21 protein-coding genes and 1 riboswitch are annotated in these 19,778 nt (G+C 68.4%); of the genes, 12 read left to right on the top strand and 9 right to left on the bottom strand.

The window, feature by feature from the left end:
- The first annotated feature begins 352 nt into the window (after window positions 1-352).
- The 5 genes from ABZ004_RS29530 (at window position 353) to ABZ004_RS29510 (ending at window position 4,605) form a co-directional block, all read left to right on the top strand.
- The gene (locus tag ABZ004_RS29530) at window positions 353-1,777 is read left to right on the top strand and encodes a PspC domain-containing protein (protein WP_355684341.1); all 1,425 of its coding nucleotides are present in this window, start codon (window positions 353-355) and stop codon (window positions 1,775-1,777) included.
- Window positions 1,774-1,953: a hypothetical protein gene (locus ABZ004_RS29525; protein WP_355684340.1), complete on the top strand. Its 180-nt coding sequence runs from the start codon at window positions 1,774-1,776 to the stop codon at window positions 1,951-1,953. Before ABZ004_RS29530 ends, ABZ004_RS29525 begins: the two co-directional genes overlap by 4 nt.
- Window positions 1,954-2,061: 108 nt before the next feature.
- Entirely contained in the window at window positions 2,062-2,262 is a 201-nt protein-coding gene (locus ABZ004_RS29520; RefSeq protein WP_355684339.1) for a cold shock domain-containing protein, read from the top strand.
- 79 nt (window positions 2,263-2,341) lie between these two features.
- On the top strand, window positions 2,342-3,493 hold the full coding sequence (locus ABZ004_RS29515) for an L-histidine N(alpha)-methyltransferase (RefSeq protein WP_355684338.1): 1,152 nt from the start codon (window positions 2,342-2,344) through the stop codon (window positions 3,491-3,493).
- A gap of 461 nt (window positions 3,494-3,954) precedes the next feature.
- A complete protein-coding gene (locus ABZ004_RS29510; protein ID WP_355684337.1) occupies window positions 3,955-4,605 on the top strand; it encodes a hypothetical protein in 651 nt (216 codons plus the stop codon).
- Here the strand turns inward: ABZ004_RS29510 and ABZ004_RS29505 are convergent.
- Complete coding sequence (locus ABZ004_RS29505) at window positions 4,602-4,796, bottom strand: hypothetical protein (protein WP_355684336.1); 195 nt, start codon at window positions 4,794-4,796, stop codon at window positions 4,602-4,604. The two genes, ABZ004_RS29510 and ABZ004_RS29505, sit on opposite strands and share 4 nt — an antisense overlap.
- Before the next feature lie 152 nt (window positions 4,797-4,948).
- On the opposite strand from ABZ004_RS29505, the gene ABZ004_RS29500 reads away from it, so the two are divergent.
- The gene (locus ABZ004_RS29500) at window positions 4,949-6,289 is read left to right on the top strand and encodes an MFS transporter (protein WP_355684335.1); all 1,341 of its coding nucleotides are present in this window, start codon (window positions 4,949-4,951) and stop codon (window positions 6,287-6,289) included.
- Here ABZ004_RS29500 and ABZ004_RS29495 read toward each other — a convergent pair.
- Both ABZ004_RS29495 and ABZ004_RS29490 read right to left on the bottom strand, forming a co-directional pair.
- Window positions 6,234-7,292 carry a zinc-dependent alcohol dehydrogenase family protein gene (locus ABZ004_RS29495; protein ID WP_355684334.1) on the bottom strand — a complete coding sequence of 353 codons (1,059 nt, stop codon included), beginning with the start codon at window positions 7,290-7,292 and terminating at the stop codon, window positions 6,234-6,236. The genes ABZ004_RS29500 and ABZ004_RS29495 overlap by 56 nt on opposite strands.
- Before the next feature lie 66 nt (window positions 7,293-7,358).
- A complete protein-coding gene (locus ABZ004_RS29490; RefSeq protein ID WP_355684333.1) occupies window positions 7,359-8,372 on the bottom strand; it encodes a saccharopine dehydrogenase NADP-binding domain-containing protein in 1,014 nt (337 codons plus the stop codon).
- A gap of 71 nt (window positions 8,373-8,443) precedes the next feature.
- On the opposite strand from ABZ004_RS29490, the gene ABZ004_RS29485 reads away from it, so the two are divergent.
- On the top strand, window positions 8,444-9,379 hold the full coding sequence (locus ABZ004_RS29485) for a helix-turn-helix domain-containing protein (protein ID WP_355684332.1): 936 nt from the start codon (window positions 8,444-8,446) through the stop codon (window positions 9,377-9,379).
- Here ABZ004_RS29485 and ABZ004_RS29480 read toward each other — a convergent pair whose 3' ends face one another.
- The 3 genes from ABZ004_RS29480 to ABZ004_RS29470 form a co-directional block, all read right to left on the bottom strand.
- Window positions 9,380-9,658: a MoaD/ThiS family protein gene (locus ABZ004_RS29480; RefSeq protein WP_355684331.1), complete on the bottom strand. Its 279-nt coding sequence runs from the start codon at window positions 9,656-9,658 to the stop codon at window positions 9,380-9,382.
- Complete coding sequence (gene thrC, locus ABZ004_RS29475; RefSeq protein WP_355684330.1) at window positions 9,655-10,923, bottom strand: threonine synthase; 1,269 nt, start codon at window positions 10,921-10,923, stop codon at window positions 9,655-9,657. The genes ABZ004_RS29480 and thrC overlap by 4 nt, the downstream gene beginning before the upstream one ends.
- A gap of 10 nt (window positions 10,924-10,933) precedes the next feature.
- A riboswitch (SAM riboswitch) is annotated at window positions 10,934-11,074 on the bottom strand.
- Window positions 11,075-11,162: 88 nt separating this feature from the next.
- Entirely contained in the window at window positions 11,163-12,110 is a 948-nt protein-coding gene (locus tag ABZ004_RS29470) for a DNA-3-methyladenine glycosylase 2 family protein (RefSeq protein WP_355684329.1), read from the bottom strand.
- A gap of 45 nt (window positions 12,111-12,155) precedes the next feature.
- Here ABZ004_RS29470 and ABZ004_RS29465 point away from each other — a divergent pair, with 45 nt between their 5' ends.
- A complete protein-coding gene (locus tag ABZ004_RS29465) occupies window positions 12,156-12,632 on the top strand; it encodes a hypothetical protein (protein ID WP_355684328.1) in 477 nt (158 codons plus the stop codon).
- Here the strand turns inward: ABZ004_RS29465 and otsB are convergent.
- The 3 genes from otsB to ABZ004_RS29450 are packed head-to-tail and all read right to left on the bottom strand — an operon-like array spanning window position 12,598 to window position 14,361.
- On the bottom strand, window positions 12,598-13,431 hold the full coding sequence (gene otsB / locus ABZ004_RS29460; RefSeq protein WP_355684327.1) for a trehalose-phosphatase: 834 nt from the start codon (window positions 13,429-13,431) through the stop codon (window positions 12,598-12,600). The two genes, ABZ004_RS29465 and otsB, sit on opposite strands and share 35 nt — an antisense overlap.
- Window positions 13,428-14,048 carry a LytR C-terminal domain-containing protein gene (locus ABZ004_RS29455; RefSeq protein WP_355684326.1) on the bottom strand — a complete coding sequence of 207 codons (621 nt, stop codon included), beginning with the start codon at window positions 14,046-14,048 and terminating at the stop codon, window positions 13,428-13,430. The genes otsB and ABZ004_RS29455 overlap by 4 nt, the downstream gene beginning before the upstream one ends.
- 1 nt (window position 14,049) lies before the next feature.
- Window positions 14,050-14,361 (bottom strand): DUF3263 domain-containing protein, encoded by a 312-nt coding sequence (locus ABZ004_RS29450; RefSeq protein ID WP_355684325.1) that lies wholly within the window; start codon window positions 14,359-14,361, stop codon window positions 14,050-14,052.
- A gap of 147 nt (window positions 14,362-14,508) precedes the next feature.
- Between ABZ004_RS29450 and ABZ004_RS29445 the strand changes: the two genes are divergently transcribed.
- From ABZ004_RS29445 to ABZ004_RS29430, 4 genes are read left to right on the top strand one after another with little or no spacing between them, the layout of a single operon-like run.
- The gene (locus ABZ004_RS29445; protein WP_355684324.1) at window positions 14,509-15,942 is read left to right on the top strand and encodes an amidase; all 1,434 of its coding nucleotides are present in this window, start codon (window positions 14,509-14,511) and stop codon (window positions 15,940-15,942) included.
- Window positions 15,933-16,931, top strand: a complete 999-nt coding sequence (locus ABZ004_RS29440; protein ID WP_355684323.1) for a Gfo/Idh/MocA family oxidoreductase — start codon at window positions 15,933-15,935, stop codon at window positions 16,929-16,931. Before ABZ004_RS29445 ends, ABZ004_RS29440 begins: the two co-directional genes overlap by 10 nt.
- Before the next feature lie 6 nt (window positions 16,932-16,937).
- Window positions 16,938-18,335: a trehalose-6-phosphate synthase gene (locus ABZ004_RS29435; protein WP_355684322.1), complete on the top strand. Its 1,398-nt coding sequence runs from the start codon at window positions 16,938-16,940 to the stop codon at window positions 18,333-18,335.
- Window positions 18,322-19,740: an FGGY family carbohydrate kinase gene (locus ABZ004_RS29430; protein WP_355684321.1), complete on the top strand. Its 1,419-nt coding sequence runs from the start codon at window positions 18,322-18,324 to the stop codon at window positions 19,738-19,740. Before ABZ004_RS29435 ends, ABZ004_RS29430 begins: the two co-directional genes overlap by 14 nt.
- Window positions 19,741-19,778: the final 38 nt, after the last annotated feature.

The raw sequence follows: 19,778 nt of genomic DNA, 5'->3' as shown, positions 1-19,778 counted from the left end.
GTCGGCGTACCGGCGTACGGGCTGCCGCTGGTTGGGGTGCCGCCTGGGGCGCTGCTGCCCGGCGTGCCGGGGGCATGCTGGCCAGCGGGCGGGATCCCGGGGTTGGGGGATCCGCCCGGAGGTGCGGCGGCGGCTGGTTGGCTCATCTCCACGATCGTCACACGTGGATGGGGCCGACACCAGCAGGCTTGTCCCGGGCCGGCACCTCAGCCGCCTCCCGGCACGCTCAGGGTCGGGCCGGGGAGAACCCCTACCGCCGCGTGGCCGGGGCACGACTCCATGGCACGACCAGGGGTCACCAAGGGGGGATCCCCGATGTCCCGAACGCCATCAGCGAGACACTATCGGTGTCATGGAGCAGAACTCGAGCGGCGAACCGCCGGCCGGCGGTCCGAACACCGCACCCCTGCGCGACGTGCAGAGCTGGCGCCGGAGCCGGTCCGACCGGATGGTCGCCGGCGTCTGCGGCGGGATGGGCCGCGCCCTCAACATCGACCCGGTACTGATCCGGGTGGTGATGGCGGTGCTGATCCTCAGCGGCCCCGGGCTGATCTTCTACGCCGCCGCCTGGGTGCTGATGCCCGACGAGGGTTCCGACCGCTCCGCCGCGCAGGGCCTGCTCGGCGACCGGGTCCGTCCCGACCACCCGTGGCTGTGGCCGATCGTCATCGGCGCCTGTGTGTTCGTCGCCATTGCGATGATGTCGTCGTTCAACTTCGGCAAGCTGGTCCCCGGCCCGCTGCTGGTACTCGGCCTGCTCTGGCTGTTCGTCTTCCGCAAGAAGCACGGCCGCTGGTCCGGCCGCAGCCGCCGCTCCCAATGGACCGGCGGCGGCAACCCCCGCGGCCAGTGGTCCGGCGGCGGCACGAACTGGACGCCGCGGAACCCGGGCTGGACCAGCGTCGGCCCCAATGCGACCGGCACACCTGCGAGCACCGGCACACCTGCGAACGCCGCCGGCACCACGTCCCGCCCGCAGGACACCGCCCCGCAGTACGGCGGCACGCCCGCCGCTCCGCAGTACAGCCCGCCACCTCCCCCGGCTGGCACGACCGCGCGACCGCAGGACCGGGTCACCACCCCCGTCCAGGCGGTGTGGACCGAGGACGACCCGCTCGGCCTGTACGTCGACGAGCCGCCCGCGCCGCAGAAGTCCGCGCCACCGGCCGCACCTCCCGTCAAGGGCCTGCGCGGCGTGAAGCCGGCCGTCGTCCTGCTGACCGGCCTCGCCATCGCGATCGCCTGGCTCGCCGGCGCCGCCGTACCGCTGATGCTGGTGATCGGACTCGGCACCCTCGGGCTCGGCATGCTGGTCGGCGGATTCCTCGGCCGCACGATGGGCCTGCTGCCGCTCGGCATCCTACTCGCGCTCGGCGTCGCCGCCAGCACGATCTTCCCGTCGATCCCGCGCAACTTCACCGACACCAACTTCGTCGCGACACCGGACAAGAAGATCGACGCCACCAATACGGCGTACCACTTCGACGGCGGTTCGGTGCATCTCGACCTGACCCAGGCGAGCTTCGCGCCCGGCGCCAAGGTGGTCGTCGACGGACGGGTCGGCGAGATCGTCGTCAAGGTGCCGGCGGACGTGGACGTCAGCGGTACGGCGACCGCTCAGGCCGGCGACGTCGAGGCCTTCGGCCAGCACAAGGGCGGCCGCAACGCCGACGTCACGCTGACCAACGACCTCGGGGCGGACAACAAGACCGGGCCGGCGTCGGTCACACTGGACCTCGACCTCAAGCTCGGCAGCATCAAGGTGGTGCGCGGATGAAGAAGACGAAGCCCGACGTCCCCGGCGTCATCGCCGGCACCGTCCTGACCGGCGCTGCAACGATCTGGATCCTGAACGACAACGGCATCGTCCAGACCGACGACCTCGGCCTGACCGCCGCCCTCCTCCTGGTAGCCGCCGGCATAGTAGGTCTAGCCGCCTCCAACCGCGGCTGATAGTCCTCCGGAGCACTTGGGTTAGGCTTGTTGACCGCTCTGGTGGTTGCCGGGGCACCCGAGGGGTCCGGGTGAAGCGGGTCCCGTTGAAGGTCTACAGGAGTTCCGATGGTGCGCGGCACCGTGAAATGGTTCAACGCCGACAAGGGCTACGGCTTCCTCGCCGTCGACGGTCAGGACGACGTCTTCGTGCACTGGAGCAAGATCGTCTCGGACGGGTACAAGACGCTCGAGGACGGCCAGCCGGTCGAGTTCGAGGTCGTCGACGGTCCCAAGGGCCGGGAGGCCGACACGGTCAAGGCGGTCTGACCGCTCGGCTGTGGGTTTCCGGACTGCGCGCAGCGTGGGCAACCGGTAACCTGACGTCTCACCTTGGGAGGGGTAGGACGTGACCGAGCCGGTACATGTGATCAGGAAGCTCGAGCATGCGCTGAAGGACGACGACTTCGCCTGGTCGCTGGTACTGGTCGGCGAGGACCAGACCGACAAGCTCGCCACCTTGACCAGTGATCTGCGCGGCCCGTTCTCCACCAACGGCGAGGGCAAGCAGATCACCTCCGGCTTCTCCTACTGGGGAATCGGCCCGACCATCGCCTGGGCGAACGCCACCAAGGATCCGTTCTACCTGGTGATGAAGACCGGCACCGAGTCGTTCCTGCGGCACTGGCGCAAGGTCCGCCCACACGTGGAGCGGCGCGGTTTCCACTTCGTCAGCCTCGGTGTCGGGACCGGCGTGAAGGACGCCACCATCCTCGACGACCTGTACCGGGCGAACCGGAACATGTTCTACATCCCGGTCGACATGAGCTCGGAGATGCTCCGGATGGGCACCCTCGAACCGGTGCGCGGGGCAAGGTTCCCGATGACCCAGGTGCTGCCGGTCCAACTCGACTTCTCGATCGCCGACAACATGGACGAGCTGGGCGAGATGCTGGCCCGGCTGGTCGGCGACGAACCGCTGCTGTACACGCTTACCGGCAACACGCTGGCGAACTTCGAGAGCGACGAGGACGCGCTGCGGATCATCACCCGGGTACTCCGTCCGCAGGATCGCCTGCTGCTCGAGGTGGCGACGACCACCCAGCTGGACCAGGAGGCGGCCGATGCGGCGGCCGACGAGTACCACCAGACCCGGGCGTTCGCCGAGTTCGTGACCAGCGCGCTGCGCTACAACACCGACCTGCGGATCGACAACGACCAGATCGACTTCCGCGGTGAGGTCGAGGCCGACGACGCGCTCCGGGTGAAGATCGTCTGGCGGAACAACACCAACGAGCCGATCAGGATGGGCCTGCCCGACCACACGGATGTCGTGCTGGACAAGGAAGACACCATCCTGCTGTACACCACCCGCAAGTTCTCCACCGAGCGCCTGAAGAAGCTCACCACCGCCTGCGACCTCACCCCGATCGAGCACGCCCACTCAGGTTTCCGCCAGATGCGCCGCCCCAGCCCCTTCGGCCTGGACCTCCTCCTCCTGGCCCCCGACAGCTCCGGCGTCATAGCCCACACCGTCGCCGACGACATCTGGGCCCAATGACCCCACCCCCACCCCCAACCACCCCAGAAGACACCCCCCGTACGCCGGGAGGCATCGGAGGTACCGGCAACCCACCCGCCGACGCCAGTACGCCGGAACGCAACCCAACCTCCGAGCGCACACCAGCAGACAACCCGAACTCCGAGCGCACACCACGAGGCGACGCGAACTCCGAACATCCACCGGACCACGACGCGAACTCCGGCAGAGCGAGACGCCACCCGGACTCCGGGCGCACACCACGAGGCGACGCGAGCTCCGGACATCCACCCGAACACGACGCGAACTCCGGCAGAGCGAGACGCCACGCGGACTCCGGGCGCACACCGGGAGGCGGCACGGACTCGGGGCGCACATCGGGACGCGACACAGACTCTGTACGCACACCGGGAGGCGACACCGACTTCGCGGGTTTGGGGAAGGGTGGAGCCGCGGCGGAGGGGAGTGTTGAGGTTCGGCGGGTGCGGCGGGCTCGGGTTCGGGTGTTGGCTCGGTTGCGGCTGGTGGCTGGGGCGTTGCGGGTTGCGCGGGGGCGATCGCAGTGGGCCGCGTACCGGCGTACGGTCGTCACTGCCGTCAGCTACGGACTGCTGGCGCTGGCGTTCGTGCTCGGCGTGCTGTGGTTCTTCTTCCCGGGCAACAGCCGCTGGGAGCCGGCCGTCAACTCGCTCACCCTGGTCGCCGGCCTCACCGGCATCTTCGTCGAACGCCTCAGCGCCGAAGCAGAACGCCGTACCGAGGTACTCCGAGCCGTCGCCGACGAGCTCCAGGAGAACACCCGCCTGCTCTCCGACGAACGCTTCTCACCCAGTACGCCGACCCAGCGCCAGGTCTACCCGCGTCTCGTCGTCTCAGCGGTCGACCTCGCCCTGGTCTCCGGCGCCCTCGCCCGGCACCGCGACGCCGAACTCGTCGGCCTCCTGCACCGCTGGCGCGACACCGTCCACCTCTTCAACCGCCGCCTCGACCTGACCGAGATCAGCACCTTCTCCAACACCATCTCCGCCGCCGAACTAGCCGCCTTCCACCGCGCCCTCCACCGCGAAAACAGCTACTTCGCCGCCACCCGAGAAATGCTGGAAACCCTCCTAACCCGCCTCCCACCCAGCTAGCCCACCCCGGCACCACCCGCCCCCACCACCGGCGCCCCGCCCCGCGCCCTCACCTCCTCATCCCGCGCCTCGGCCCGCATCTCCGTGTCCGCCACCTTCTCCGCCCAGGCCGCGCCGGCCACATCCGCCCTCCGCACCCGCCACCTCTCCCCACCCCCAGCCCGCGCCGCCACCTCGAACGCGCCTGCCATCCGCCCACCTCCTCGGCACCATTCCCGGCGCGCGGCTCACCTTTCTCGCCCACTTGGTGCACGGGATGAGTGGATCTGGCGCCGCGCGGCACTCAGGTGGTGCACAAAGATGCGGGTAGACAGTGTCTACTCACTCGTAGACACTGTCTACCGTGGATATACGAGAAGAGCAGGGCGAGGTCGGGCGAGGCGGGGCGTCGGGGTGGGTTGTGCTGGTGGTGAGTGTTGCGGGGGCGGTGGTGGTGGCGCTTGACGGGACTGTGTTGCTGATTGCGCAGCCGGTGCTCGGGAAGGAGTTGGGCGCCTCGGTCGGGCAGGTGCAGTGGACCAGTACGGCGTACCTGCTGATGGTCGCGAGCCTTCTCGTGATGGCCGGCCGGCTCGGGGATCGCTACGGGCACGGGCGGTTGCTCTGGATCGGCGGACTCGGATTCGGGGTGGCGTCGGCCGGAATCCTCGTCGCGCCGGCCATCGGCTGGGTGATCGCCCTCCGAGCACTCCAAGGGATCTTCGCCGCCCTACTCCAGCCGGCCACGCTGGCGTTGCTCCGGATCGCCTATCCACCGGATCGTCTGCGCCACGCGATCGGGATCCGCACCAGCGCGATCGGTGCCGCCTCGGCCGCCGGCCCACTCCTCGGCGGCGTACTGGTCGCGCATTTCGGCTGGCGATCCGTCTTCGCGATCAACCTCCCGATCGCTCTACTGATCGTCCTGACAGCCGCCTCCCTCAAACTCCCGGCACCACTGACGCCACGCGATCAACGAATCAGCCTGCTGGGCGCAACCCTCCTCGCCTGGCCGCTGGCAGCCCTCGTCTACACAGTCGCAGGACTCCACGACCACGGCCCGACGAAAACACGGGCCGGGCTACTCATCACAGCACTCGGCGCCGCCGCCTTCGCCGCCCATCAACGGCGTACGGAGCAGCCCTTCATCCCCAAGCCAGTGGCGCATTCCCGGCCGGTGATGGCCTCGATGAGCCTGCTCCTCATCGTCACCAGTGGAATGTTCGGCACCCTCTTCCTCGCCACCTTCCGCCTGCAACAGACCCTCACGCCATTGGCAACTGCCCTCCGCGTTCTCCCGATGACCATCGCGATGGTGATCTGCGCACCTTTGGCGGGCATCGCCGTACGCCGGTACGCCGCCCGCCGCACCGCCGTCGCAGGAACGCTCCTCGTTGCCCTAGGCATCTTCCTCGAATCCACCAGCACCCTCGGTTTCGCCTTGCTGGGCGCAGGATTCGCGACCGTGATGGTCACCGCGACCGGAACCGTGGTCGGTGACGCCCCGGCCGGCTATGCCGGAGCAGTCGGCGGCATCAAGCAAACCGCGATGAACATCGGCCCAACCCTCGGCATCACCCTCGCCAGCAGCCTCGCCGGCACAGCAACAGCAGCAGGAGCGTCGGCGGCGATCGTCGTACTGGCTGTGATCACGATCGCGGGGCTGATCCCAGCGGCTCTGTTGCCCACGGTCGGATCACAGTGACGCCGGCCGGCGTACCAACATTCAAACCCTCGAGCGCAGCAGGAACTTCACTCAACGAAATCGTCCGCGTGATCAACTCAGCCGGCTTCAGCTCCCCCGACGCGACCAACGACAACATCTCCGGATAGTGATGCGCCGCCATCCCATGGCTGCCAAGCAGTTCAAGCTCCTGCCAGATCAATCCACCCAGCTCCAACTGAAAACCCTCAGGCAACAACCCCACCTGCAGATGCCGCCCCCGCGGCCGCAAACACCGCAACGCGTCCTGCACGATCTGCGGCGACCCCAACGCATCCATCGTTACGTTCGCCCCACCACCCGTGACCTCACGAACCCGCGCCACTACCTCCGGCCCCGCAGTCACCACCTCAACAGCCCCGTACTTCGCGGCCAACGCCAACGCATCCGGATTGGTGTCAACGGCAACTACCCGAGCACCGAGCGCCGCCGCGATCATCACAGCCGACAACCCGATCCCCCCACACCCGAACACCACAACGCTCTCCCCCGCGACCACCCGCCCAACCTGCCGAACAGCCCGGAACGAAGTCGCGAACCGGCACCCCAACCCAGCCGCCGTATCAAAGTCCAGCTCATCAGGCAGCCGCACCAAATTCACAGCAGCGAACGGCAACGCTACATACTCCGCAAACGAACCCCAGTAGTTGAACCCGGGCTGCAACTGATTCGGGCAAACCTGCTGATCCCCGGCAGCACATTGCTCACACGAACCACACGCGCAGATGAACGGCGACGTCACCCGATCCCCAACAGCCCACCCGTCAACACCTTCGCCCACCGCCGCGATCGTCCCCGCCAACTCATGCCCCGGCACATGCGGCAGCACGATGTCGGAGTCGTGCCCCTGCCACCCATGCCAGTCGCTGCGGCACAACCCGGTGGCCTCGACCTTCACCACCACCCCACCGGGCTGCACCTCAGGCGACGGAACGTCCTGGACCGAAGGCAGTACGCCGTACCGCTCAACCACAATCGCGCGCATCAGCCCATCCTCAGCGACAACGGACGCCCTGGCCAGCCGACACCAGCTCTGGCCAGCCGACAGCGATCAGTGCCCGAGCTCGACCATGATGTGCGGAGCCAAGGACTGCAAGAAGTCTGCCGCATCGAACATCGCACCCGCGGAGGCGATACCGGCGCGACGGAAACGACCGTCCAGAATCCGTTGGACCGCCTCGACAACAAGCGGCGCCGTGACCGCGTAGATGTCCTGACCTGTTGCGGACGCGCGCCGCTCGACGCCTCCCGCCCGGACCAGGACGTCGACAACAAAGGTCTGATCCGAGCGACCCGACGAGTCGACCGAAGGAGCCGGGGTATCCACCGAAGCCAGATCTCGCGCAGCCTCGACGCTCATATACGTCTGAACCTCGGCCACCTCCAGATGGCTCGGAACAGTCACCACATCCGCCATCGTGAACCCGGCGACCACCGCCCGCTTGCCCAACGGCTCCGGAAACGCCCAGTCCTCTTCGGACGGCTTCTCGTCGTGATACTCCAACTCGCCACCCGTGAACCGGACCCGCCGCCCACCGCGCCGATCGTGCGACACCTCGCCGGCAACCCGCGTACCCGGCGTCGGATGCCAACTGCTCAACCCGTACGCGACATGCACCTCGTCCGCCGCCGTCCAGTCACCCATCGCCGCAGTCACCAGCAGATCCCCGAGCCCGCCGTAGAACGCCATCGCCGGTACGACGGGAACGCGGGCCTCCCGAGCAGCCTCGAACGTCCCCACATTCGCTTCGATCTCAGCCGCCACGTCAAGATACGGAATCCCAGCCCGCACAGCCGCTTCGAGCACCGGCCCTGCCGTCACCGCGAACGGCCCAGCCGCATTGATCACCGCGACCGCCCCGGCGAGGGCCCGATCCAGCGAGTCCGGATCGTCGACCGTCGCCGGCCGCACCCAAAGCCCACCCCACATCTCCTTCAACCGCGCACCGTCACGGCCGGACACCACCGGGGTGATACCGCGCCGGAGCAACTCCTCGACGACGAACCGGCCCGTGTGACCGGTCGCACCGTAGACAACAACTGCTGAACCCTCGACTTCGCTCATGGGTCTACTCTGCCGGTCGGACCCGGCCAACCGTGATAGTCCGGAACGACACCATGCGTACACTTTCGGACATGCACACCTTGGCGCTCGCCACCGCCGGCCGGATCCTGCACTTCGAGCTCGGCGTCGCCTACGAAATCTTCGGCAATCCGCCCATCGGCTCCGAGAACAGCTGGTACGACGTATCGCTCTGCGGCCCCGGTCCGATTCAGGTCGGACCCTTCCAACTCGAGCCCGACCACGGCCTCGATCACCTGGTCAACGCCGACACCGTGATCGTCCCGGCGTACGTCGATGTCGACGACCCGTTGCCGGTCGAGCTCGTCGAGGCCGTGCGTACGGCGTACGAGGCAGGTGCCCGGATCGCGTCCCTGTGCACCGGCGCTTTCGTCCTCGGCGCGGCCGGCCTCCTCGACGGGCGCCGGGCGACCACCCACTGGGCCCACACCGACGAGCTGAGCGCCCGCCACCCCGACGCTCTAGTAGACCCGGACGTCCTCTACACAGACAACGGTCGCGTCCTCACCGCAGCAGGCAAAGCAGCAGCGGTCGACCTCTGCCTGCACCTGGTCAACCTCGACCACGGTGCAGCCATCGCGAACACGGTCGCCCGGCGCCTCGTAGTACCGCCACACCGTGACGGCGGCCAGGCGCAGTTCGTCACGACACCCATCCAGGTATCGGGCGACCATCAGCTGTCCCGCCTGCTTGCCTGGACTCAAGAACGCCTTGACCAGCCGCTGACAGTCACCGACCTGGCAAAGCAGGCAAGCACTAGTCCCCGGCACCTCGGTCGCCAGTTCAAGGCAGTTACCGGACAGGCACCGTTGCAGTGGCTCCTGACCCAGCGCGTACGCCGGGCACAGGAACTCCTGGAATCCACCGACGAGAGCGTCGAGGCAGTCGCCACCGCTACCGGCATGGGCACCGCCACGACGCTCCGGCGTCAGTTCAAGCGCATCGTCGGCGTCCCACCGGACACCTACCGCCGCTCGTTCAAGAGCTGATCAGCAGCCACCGGCGACGGCCGGGATGATCGAGACCTGCCCGCCGTCCTTAATGCTTGTCTGCAGACCTTCGGAGAAGCGCACGTCGTCGTTGTCTACGTAGATGTTGACGAACCGGCGCAGCTCGCCGGACTCGTCGAGCACCCGGCCCTTGATCCCCGGGTACGACGTGTCGAGCGACTCCAGCACCTCGCTCAGCGTCGATCCTTCGACGGACACCTCGGAGGCGCCCTGGGTGTACGGCCGCAGGATGGTCGGGACGCGCACGCTCACACTCACTGCAGACCTGCCTTCACGAAGGCGTCGTAGGACGCGGGGATGGTCACCTTCGGGCCGACCCGGTCGGCCACGGCGTCGAGCGTCTTCAGCCCGTCGCCGGAGTTGATGATGACGGTCTCGGCGTCGGGGTCGAGCTGGCCGGTCTCGATCAGCTTCTTCAGCGTCGCGACCGTCACCCCGCCGGCCGTCTCGGTGAAGATGCCCTCGGTCCGGGCGAGCAACTGGATGCCCTCGATGACCTCTTCGTCGCTGACGTCCTCGATCACACCGCCGGTACGCCGGGCGACGTCGAGCACGTACGGTCCGTCGGCCGGGTTCCCGATCGCCAGCGACTTCGCGATGGTGTCCGGCTTGACCGGCTTCACCACGTCGTGGCCGTCGCGGAACGCCTGCGCGACCGGTGAGCACCCGGTCGCCTGCGCGCCGTAGATCTTGTAGTCGGTGGCGTCGACCAGGCCGAGCTTGCCGAGTTCGGTGAAGCCCTTGTCGATCTTGGTCAGCTGCGAACCGGACGCGACCGGGATCACCACCTGCTGCGGGATCCGCCAGCCGAGCTGCTCGGCGATCTCGAAGGCGAGTGTCTTGGAACCCTCGGAGTAGTACGGCCGGACGTTGACGTTCACGAACGCCCAGCCTTCCTCCTCACCGGCGATCTCGGAGGCGAGCTTGTTCACGTCGTCGTAGTTGCCCTCGACGGCGACCAGCGTTCCGCCGTACACGGCCGTGGTGATGATCTTGGGGCGCTCGAGGTCCTGCGGGATGAACACGACCGAGCGGATGCCGGCCCGGGCGGCCGCGGCGGCGACAGCGTTGGCCAGGTTGCCGGTGGACGGGCAGGCGAAGACCTTCATGCCGAGTTCGCGGGTGGCGCTCAGAGCGGACGCGACGACCCGGTCCTTGAAGGAGTGGGTCGGGTTGCCCGAGTCGTCCTTCACCCAGAGCTTGCGCAGGCCGAGCTCGCGGGCGAGGTTGCCGGCGTCGATCAGCCGGGTGTAGCCGGGTTCGGTGTTCGGGAAACTGGCCACGTCGACGGGGACGGGCAGCAGCGGCTGGTAGCGCCAGATGTTCTTGGGGCCGGCCTCGATCTGTTCGCGGGTGATGGTCGGGAACTCGTACCCGACCTCCAGCGGACCGAAGCACTCCATACAGGCGTAGAACGGGCCGAGTTCTGATTTCGCGCCACAAGCGCGACAGCTCAGATGCGTTCCGTTGCCGAAGGCACCTTCACGGATGGTGTGCGGAGCGGTGGCGGTGCTCTGGCTCATGGAGGTTCCCTCCTCATCTTCCCCGGACCGGATCTCGGCGCGGGACGGATTTGGCACCGGTCCGCCGCGAGCGCCCTCGGATCGAGGCCGTCAACGGGGAGGGTTGCCGGGACTTCAACGGGCCGTTTCCCTCAGTCCCTCTGGATGAGCACCACCGAGGTTACCCAATCGGGTCCACATTGTGTCCTCCAATACCACCATCCGAGACACCAGATCTCACCGCAATACGAGGCGCGGGTTCAGCGGAGGCGGTGGGTTGCGCCGGGGGTGTGGGTGGGGAGGGACTTGCGGGGGCCGTAGCGAGGGTGGCCGATGCCGGCGAGCTCCAACAGCGCCTGGACGCGGAAGCGGTGGCCGCGGTACGGCTCGATCAGTTCGGCCGTGCCTTCGTCGTCGAGCTCCTCGCCGGTCAGCGCGTAGGACACGTTCCGCGAGACGTGATAGTCCGCAAACGAGAACGCGTCCGCATCCCCATGCGCCCGCTGCCGCACCTCAGCCGCCGTCCACACCCCAACCCCAGGAAGCGAGCGAAGCCTGCGCTCGATCTCCACGCCATCACTCAACTCCAGCGTCCGCTCCAACGCAGCAGCCCGCGTCGCGGCCGTGATCACCACCCGCGACCGGCGCCCCTCGACCCCCGCCCGCAACCACTGCCAGGACGGAATCAACCGCCACTCCTCCGGCGACGGCGGCACCATCATCTTCCGCCCGTCCGGCGACCCCGGCCCCGGCGCCGGTTCGCCGTACTCGCGCAGCAGCATCCGCCACCCCGCGAACGCTTCCTTCCCCGTCACCACCTGCTCGATGCCCGCCGCAGCCATCGCCTCGAACACCGCCCGCGTCCGCGGCACCCGAAAGTGCTCGAACCGACGAGCCGCGTCCACCAGCGCCCGATGTTCCGGCAACGGCTCGAACCCGTCCCAGCTGTCCGCATCCCCCAGCAGTTCCGGTACGCCGTCCAGCGCCCACTTCGCCCCCGGCCCCCAGGCCTCGGCCTCTACCTCGCCCGCCCCCGAGTACGGCGTCAACCGCAACAGCACCGGCCCGTCCGGCGTCCTCGTCGCCCGCCAGACACTCCGCCCGTCATACACGTACGCCGGATCCCCCGGCCCCTTCCGCAACCCCCCGATCACCGCATGCGGATCCACCACCCGCCCAGGCCGCCACCACCGCACCACCGAACTCACCCCGCAAGTCTTACCTACCCCGCCGACAGAACCACATACTGAGTCATGGCGATGTCGGGGTGGCAGGGTCTGAAGTTGGTGGTGAACACGATCAACCTGTCCACGCCGGCCGGAGTGCTGGTCGGGGTGATCGGGCGGGCGCGCTTCAGCCGTGGTCCGCGTGGGTTGTTCTACGCGACCGGCTATCGGCTGAACTTCCCGGTGGCGAGCGCGTTCACGATCGGGAACCTGATCCTGACCAAGCACGATCGCGCGTACTTCGACGAGCGCCCGATCCTGGTCCAGCACGAGGAGCGGCACTCCTGGCAGTACTTCTGCCTGATCGGTCTGCCGATGCTCCCGCTCTACCTGCTCGCGGCCGGCTGGTCCTTCCTCCGCACCGGCTGCCCGGCGTCCCGCAACATCTTCGAGCGACTAGCGAACCTCAAAGACGGCAACTACACCGAGCGTCCACTGCAGCCGCTCGGCAAGACGCTCTCGCAGGCGTTCAGCGGGTTGCGATCGCGTCCGCGAGGGCAGTGAGGACGGTAACCACTCCCGCCGGGTCATCCACGACGATGTCAGCGGCCTCTACAAGCGCAGTAGCTCCTGAGGAACGCGCAGCAACCAGTACTGCGTGCAGTCCTTCGCCACGAAGAGCCTGCAGAGCTTGAAACGCTGCCAGGTCGCCCAGATCGTCTCCGGCATACAGAACCGAGTGAGCACCGGTGCTCTCGACCAGGCGGCGCAGTGCGACACCCTTGTCGATACCAGGCGGCCGTAGCTCCAGCACCAGGTTGCCCGGCTCCAACCGAAGCCCGACCTCCTCGGCAAGCTCCGACAACGGCGTACGCAATGTCTCTAGTGCACCCGAAGGATCAGCTAGCCGGCGGGTGTGGACAGCTAGTGAGCTGTCCTTGTCCTCCACATACGCATCCGGCAGCCCAGCATCACGCAGTACGCCGGGAAGCCGGTCGCGCGCGACAGCGACCCCTTCTGGCACGGGCTCGCTGGTGATCGCCCCGGTAGACGCCTCCCAGCGCTCCAGCCCGTAGTGCCCCAGTACTACGAGGCGCCCGAGTCCCGCGTGCCCACTGACGCCAGACAACTCTGTTGCCACGAGCGCAGGCCGGCCAGTGACGATCGCTACCTGACCCACTGAGCTAGCGAGCCGCGCCAATGCGTCCAGAGCTCCATCGGCCGCCCGGGACATCGACGGGTCCTCCACCAACGGCGAGAGGGTGCCGTCGAAATCCGAGGCGATCACTGCCCCGGCCGGATCCTTGACGATCGCCTCCCAGCCCTCCCGCCCGGCCGGTGTCGCCAGAACGGGAGTGCTCATCCGGCGTAGTCCGTCGTCAGGATGACGGTCAGCCTGTCCTTCTTCATGTTGTCGAGCGCGTCCTTGATCCGGCCCACGCCGATGTCCTTGGCGAGCTGGCCGGCCTCGGCCTGCATCCCGGCAGGGAAGTAGACGGTGGAGGTGACGATCTTGCCGTGCCAGTTGTCCCGGCCGGCCACGGTCCAGCCCGCCTGCCGGGCCCGGTTCGCCACGTCTTCGGCGAGGCCCTTGCGAGCGGTGTTGTTGTATACCTCGACCGCAGGCCGCTCGGACGGCGGGATGGTCGGCACGTCGGTCGGCCCGGAGCTGGGCACGTCGGTCGGCCCAGCGGTCGGCGCGGAAGTCGGAGCAGAGGTCGGCACGTCGGTCGGCGCAGAGGTCGGAGCAGAGGTCGGCGCGGAAGTTGGCGCGGACGTAGGCGCCGACGACGGCGGATCAGCCGGCTTCGGCGTGCTCGACGTTTTCGGCGTGGAGGCGGCCGGCGTGGAGTCGGCCGCGGAGCTGTTCCCCCTGGTCCCGAACAGCACCAGCAGGCCACCGACGATGGCCACGACGGCGAGCACGGCAACGAGAGACGAAAGGACCTGGCCCTTGTCGTCCTTGACGCGGCGGGTCAATTCAGACCTCGATACCCAGCCGTCGGGCGGATCGGGCGCGTTGGCGGGCGGCGCGCAACCGGCGCAGCCGCTTCACCAGCAGCGGGTCGTGCGCGAGTGCCTCGGGCCGGTCGATCAGCGCGTTCAGCACCTGGTAGTAACGGGTCGCCGACATCTGGAACTGGTCCCGGATCGCCTGCTCCTTGGCCCCGGCGTACTTCCACCAGTGCCGCTCGAAGCCCAGGATCGCCCCGTCCCGGTCGGACAACCCAGAGACGGCCGGCTGGGCTGCTTCGGCGGCGGAGCCGGAAGAGCTGGCGTTGGCGCTGTCCATCTGCTGGTGTCTCCGTTGCGGTCGGTGATCGTCCGTCCGCGCTCCACTGTACGGGGGAACAACAGTCATGTCATTCACCCTCCGCCTGGTGGCGGCGACATGTCGGGCGGACGGTCGGGCGTGCTCAACTCTGGCAGGATCGTCGGTGTGAGCTCAACTCGACAGGGCCCCGGCGACGTGTCGCCCGGCCCGCGACCCGCCCTCGCGACGGTCGAAGAGCTGCAGGCGCGGCAGGCCGAGCTGGACCCGCTGATCAACGCCGTCTGCACGCCCAACCGCGCAGCCCTGACCGAGGCCGCCCGACTGGACACGGAGCGTGAGGACGGCCGGGTCCGTGGACCGCTGCACGGGATGGCGGTGCTGGTGAAGGACAACATCGACACCGCCGACCTGCCGACCACCGCCGGTTCGCTCGCGCTCGCCGACCAGCCACCCCCGCCGTACGACGCCCCGCTGGTCCGCCGGTTGCGCGAGGCCGGCTGCATCATCCTCGGCAAGACCAACCTGAGCGAGTGGGCCAACTTCCGCGGCTCCTCCTCGTCGTCCGGCTGGAGCGGGTACGGCGGGCTGACCCGCAACCCGTATGCGCTCAACCGGTCCCCGGGCGGCTCGTCCAGCGGCTCCGGCGCGGCGGTCGCGGCCGGCCTCGCGGACCTGTCGATCGGCACCGAGACGAACGGGTCGATCGTCTGCCCGGCCGCGCTCAACGGCATCGTCGGACTGAAGCCCACGGTCGGCCTGATCCCGCAGCAGGGGATCATCCCGCTCTCGCACTCGCAGGACACGGCCGGTCCGATGACCCGGACGGTTCGCCAGGCCGCCGCGCTCCTCACGGTGCTCGCCGGCACCGGCGACTACGAGCAGCATTGCCTCGGCGACGACCTCACCGGCGTACGGATCGGCGTACCGCGAGGTCCGTTGTGGGGGTATTCGCTCGGCCTCGACCGGGTCACCGAGGAGGCGCTGACCCTGTTGTCGGCGTCCGGGGCGACCATCGTCGACGGGCTCTCGCTGCCGACCCCGGGCAGCGAGGAGGACCAGGTCGCGATCCTGTTCCACGAGATGAAGGTCGACCTCGCGGCGTACCTCGCCACCCGTCACCCGGGCGGCCCGCGGACCCTCGCGGACGTGATCGCGTTCAACAAAGCGCACGCCGACGTGGAACTCCGGTACTTCGGGCAGGAACTGTTCGAACGCTCCGAGCAGACCGACGGCCTGGACTCACCGGTCTACGTCGCCGCCCGGCTGTCCGCGCTGCGAGCCGGCCGCGACGGTATCGACGGCCTGCTCCGGGACAACCAGCTCGATGCGCTGGTCACCCCCTCGTACTCGCCCGCGTGGTCGATCGACCTGGTCAACGGCGACCACGTCCTCGGCAGCTCGTCCACCCATGCCGCGCTGGCCGGCTATCCGCTGCTCTCGGTGCCGTCCGGACTGGTCGAAGGACTGCCGGTCGGGATCACCTTCAGCGGGACCGGCCGGAGTGACGCCACCCTCATTCGCTTGGCTCATGCGTTCGAAACCGCGAGAATCAAGGCTCACGGCTCGTTCCCGACCCCGGAGTTCAGACAGTGGGTATAGATCGCGTCCGCTGGGGAATCGTTGCTACTGGCAACATCTCCACCTCGTTCACCAAGGACCTCGGTGTCCTCGACGACGCCGTGGTGACCGCGATCGCGTCCCGGTCGCAGGACAGCGCCGACCGGTTCGGCGAACAGTTCGGCATCGAGCACCGGTTCGACGACTACCGGCGGCTGATCGAGTCGGGCACCGTCGACGTGCTCTACATCGGTACGCCGCATCCGCAGCACTACGGGATCGCACGGGCCGCACTGCAGGCGGGGATCGCGGTGCTCTGCGAGAAGCCGGTCACGCTGACCGCCAGGCAGGCACGGGACCTGATCGCGGTGGCGAACGAGCACAAGACACTGTTCGCCGAAGCGATGTGGATGCGCACCAACCCCGTCGTACAGGCGATGTTCGCCGATCTCGCCAAGGGCACGATCGGCGCGCCGATGCAGGCACTGGCCGATTTCGGGTTCCACCGGCCGAAGTTCGCGCCCCGGCTGCTCGATCGCGAGCTGGGCGGCGGCATCTTGATGGACGGCGGCATCTACCCGATGACGTTCGCGTACATGGCCCTCGGGCGCCCCGAGGAGATCAAGGCGGTCGGTTCGCTGAACGAGGACGGCGTGGATCTCAGCGTCGCGATGGCGTGGCGGTATGCCTCCGGCGCGGTCGCCGGTCTCACCTGTGGGCTCCGGTCGCATCACCCGTTCAACGCTTCGGTCAGCGGGCCTGACGGCTCCTTGCTGCTCCCGGGCGGCTTCCACCATCCGGAGTACTACATCCGCCAGACGGTATCCGGCGAGGAGCGCGTCGACGTACCGATGCATGGCGCTGGGTACCACTACGAAGCAGCCGAGGTGATGCGGTCCCTGCGTGCCGGCGAGGTCGAGTGTCCAGCGCTCCCCCATGCGGCCACGATCGAGATTCTCGAGCTGCTCGACGAGACACGTAGACAGATCGGGGTCAGCTACCCCGGCGACGACGAATACCTGGGTGGATAACAGCAGATGCCGAACGGACGCAGTTCCTTCGTAGTGGTGGCCAACCGGCTGCCTGTCGACCGGATCGAGATGCCCGACGGCACCACAGCATGGCGGCGCAGTCCAGGCGGGCTGGTGACCGCTCTTGCGCCGGTGATGCAGCGCCACCACGGTGCCTGGATCGGGTGGACGGGTGGCGCGGACGAGAAGGTGGACCCGTTCGACGAGGGCGGGATGCACCTGGTCCCGGTGACGCTGTCGGCCGAGGACATCCAGCTGTACTACGAAGGTTTCTCGAACGCGACGCTCTGGCCGCTCTACCACGACGTGATCGTGCCGCCGGAGTTCCACCGGGAGTGGTGGGAGTCGTACGTCGCGGTGAACCGTCGCTTCGCAGAGGCGGCCGCGGAGGCTGCTGACGACAACGCGGTGGTCTGGGTGCACGACTACCAGCTCCAGCTCGTCCCGGCGATGCTGCGCCGCCTGCGCCCCGACGTACGGATCGGCTTTTTCCTGCACATCCCGTTCCCGCCCACCGAGCTGTTCGCGCAGATGCCCTGGCGGCGGCAGATCCTGGACGGCCTGATGGGCGCCGACCTGGTCGGCTTCCAGCGGCCCGGTGCCGCGTCGAACTTCGCCCGGCTGGCCCGCAACCGGATGGGCCTGCGGACCCGCGGCGACCGGATCCACCTGCCCGACGACCGGATCGTCCGGGCCAAGGCGTTCCCGATCTCGATCGACGTCGGCGAGCTCGAGCAGCTCGCCCGGCAGCCGGAGACCGAGGCGCGGGCGCTGGAGATGCGCAAGGAGGTCGGCAACCCGGCGCACATCCTGCTCGGCGTCGACCGGCTCGACTACACCAAGGGCATCCGGCAGCGGCTGCGGGCTTTCGGTGAGCTCCTGGACGAGGGACGCGTCTCGGTCGACGACGCCGTCTTCATCCAGGTCGCCACCCCTTCCCGCGAACGCGTCGAGCAGTACCGCGTACTCCGCGACGAGATCGAACTGCTGGTCGGCCGGATCAACGGCGAACACGGCCGGATCGGTACGCCGGCCATCAACTACCTGCACACCTCGTACTCGCGGACCGAGATGGCCGCGCTGTTCCGGGCCGCCGACGTGGCCGTGGTGACGCCGCTGCGCGACGGGATGAACCTGGTCGCCAAGGAGTACGTCGCCTGCCGGTACGACGACACCGGCGCGCTCGTGCTGAGCGAGTTCGCGGGTGCGGCCGACGAGTTCCGGCAGGCCTTCCTGGTGAACCCGCACGACATCAACGGGATGAAGGACACCATCGTCGACGCGATGAACACCGACGACCGGCAACTCGGCCGCCGGATGAAGGCGATGCGCAAGCACCTGGCCGCGCATGACGTGAACGTCTGGGCCGCCTCGTTCCTCAAGGCGTTGCATGCCGAGGACTGACTCCCGGGTCCTCGCGCTGGATCTGGGCACCTCATCGGCACGAGCTCTGGTGCTTTCGCCTGATCTATCGCCGGTGCCCGGCGCGCTGGCCCGGCACAAGATCACTCCGACGTACGGCGTCGGCGGTTCGGCGACCCTGGATCTGCATGACTACGTCGAGGGGCTCCTGGGCTGCCTCGACGAACTGCAGCAGAACGGGCATCTCACGGACATCAGCGACATCGTGCTGTCGTCCCAGTGGCACTCGATCGTCGCGCTGTCTGCTACTGGCGAGGCGTTGACGCCGGTGATCCCCTGGGTGGACACGCGTTCTGTGCCTGCTGCAGTGGACTCTGCCTTTGACGAGCGGGCTTTCCATGCCCGCACAGGCGCCTGGTTGCACCGACTCTACTGGCCACGCCGCATCCGCTGGCTGCAATCAGTCGTCTCTGCTGCTTCGTACGCCGGCCTACCTGACCTGGTGCTCGAGCGGCTGACCTCGTCGCGGGTCACGTCCGTCTCGGTCGCCTCTGGCACAGGCACTTTGGACCTGGCATCCGGTGCTTATGACGCCGAAGCGCTTGCTATTGCAGGGGTTTCTGCGTGGCAGCTGCCCGAGATCGTGCCGACCGGCTGGACCGGCGTACTGTCCTCGGCCTTCGCGCGACGCTGGCCCGCGCTGGCCGGCGTACCGATTCATCCACCGACCGGCGACGGTGCCGCATCGAACGTGGGAACCGGTGGCTTCGACGAAACGACCGCAGCCGTGACAGTCGGTACGTCGGCCGCGGTGCGGGTCGTTCATCCGATCGAAGGCGCACCAGAACTGCCGTGGGAGTTGTGGCGGTATCGCGTCGACGACAAGCGCGCGGTGACCGGGATGGCCTTCTCCGCCGCGGGAAACCTGCATGCGTGGCTGACCGGCGTACTGCAACTGGCTGATCAGGAGCCGCTCGGGATCGAGATCGGTTCTTCTCGCGTGATCGGGATCCCGTTCCAGGCCGGGACCAGGCCACCGGAGACCGTGCCGGGCGGTTCCGGCGCGTACTTCGGGCTGTCGTTCGACGACACCGCTGCCGACCTGCTCGCCGCTTCCCTGCAAGGCGCCTCGCTGGAGATCGACCGCGGACTGCGGATGCTGGACTCGTTGTTCGGCCGCGAGTTGCAGGTGGTGCTCGGTGGCGGCGGGATCGACGCCTCCGCCTGGTGGCGTAACTGCCTCACCGCCACCTTCGCCCGCCCGACCGACGTCTGCGCCGAAGCCGAAGTAGGCGCCCGCGGCGCCGCCGCCGTAGCCCTGGGCATCTCCCCGTCCCCCGGCGGCGAATCCCTGCAGCCCGTACCCACGGACGTGGCCCGCGTCGCCGCCCTCCGCCCGCGCTACGAATCCCTCCGCGCCCTCACAGTCCAGGCATCGATCGTTTGATCGGTGTCCGGCCTCCTGTTGTTCGGGGCCTCGCCCTG

This window comes from Kribbella sp. NPDC006257, from assembly GCF_040613535.1.
Classification (GTDB): Bacteria; Actinomycetota; Actinomycetes; order Propionibacteriales; family Kribbellaceae; genus Kribbella.
The sequence above is the reverse complement of the archived record's forward strand: the minus strand, read 5'-3'. Positions and strand labels throughout refer to the sequence as shown.

Excerpts from the sequence above, each read along its gene's own strand:
- ABZ004_RS29435 (WP_355684322.1), top strand. The coding sequence starts at position 16,938 with ATGCCGAACGGACGCAGTTCCTTCGTAGTGGTGGCCAACCGGCTGCCT.
- otsB (WP_355684327.1), bottom strand. The coding sequence starts at position 13,431 with ATGAGCACTCCCGTTCTGGCGACACCGGCCGGGCGGGAGGGCTGGGAG.
- ABZ004_RS29505 (WP_355684336.1), bottom strand. The coding sequence starts at position 4,796 with ATGGCAGGCGCGTTCGAGGTGGCGGCGCGGGCTGGGGGTGGGGAGAGG.
- ABZ004_RS29465 (WP_355684328.1), top strand. The coding sequence starts at position 12,156 with ATGGCGATGTCGGGGTGGCAGGGTCTGAAGTTGGTGGTGAACACGATC.
- ABZ004_RS29430 (WP_355684321.1), top strand. The coding sequence starts at position 18,322 with ATGCCGAGGACTGACTCCCGGGTCCTCGCGCTGGATCTGGGCACCTCA.
- ABZ004_RS29525 (WP_355684340.1), top strand. The coding sequence starts at position 1,774 with ATGAAGAAGACGAAGCCCGACGTCCCCGGCGTCATCGCCGGCACCGTC.
- ABZ004_RS29520 (WP_355684339.1), top strand. The coding sequence starts at position 2,062 with ATGGTGCGCGGCACCGTGAAATGGTTCAACGCCGACAAGGGCTACGGC.
- ABZ004_RS29530 (WP_355684341.1), top strand. The coding sequence starts at position 353 with ATGGAGCAGAACTCGAGCGGCGAACCGCCGGCCGGCGGTCCGAACACC.
- ABZ004_RS29490 (WP_355684333.1), bottom strand. The coding sequence starts at position 8,372 with ATGAGCGAAGTCGAGGGTTCAGCAGTTGTTGTCTACGGTGCGACCGGT.
- ABZ004_RS29450 (WP_355684325.1), bottom strand. The coding sequence starts at position 14,361 with ATGGACAGCGCCAACGCCAGCTCTTCCGGCTCCGCCGCCGAAGCAGCC.
- ABZ004_RS29495 (WP_355684334.1), bottom strand. The coding sequence starts at position 7,292 with ATGCGCGCGATTGTGGTTGAGCGGTACGGCGTACTGCCTTCGGTCCAG.
- ABZ004_RS29485 (WP_355684332.1), top strand. The coding sequence starts at position 8,444 with ATGCACACCTTGGCGCTCGCCACCGCCGGCCGGATCCTGCACTTCGAG.
- thrC (WP_355684330.1), bottom strand. The coding sequence starts at position 10,923 with ATGAGCCAGAGCACCGCCACCGCTCCGCACACCATCCGTGAAGGTGCC.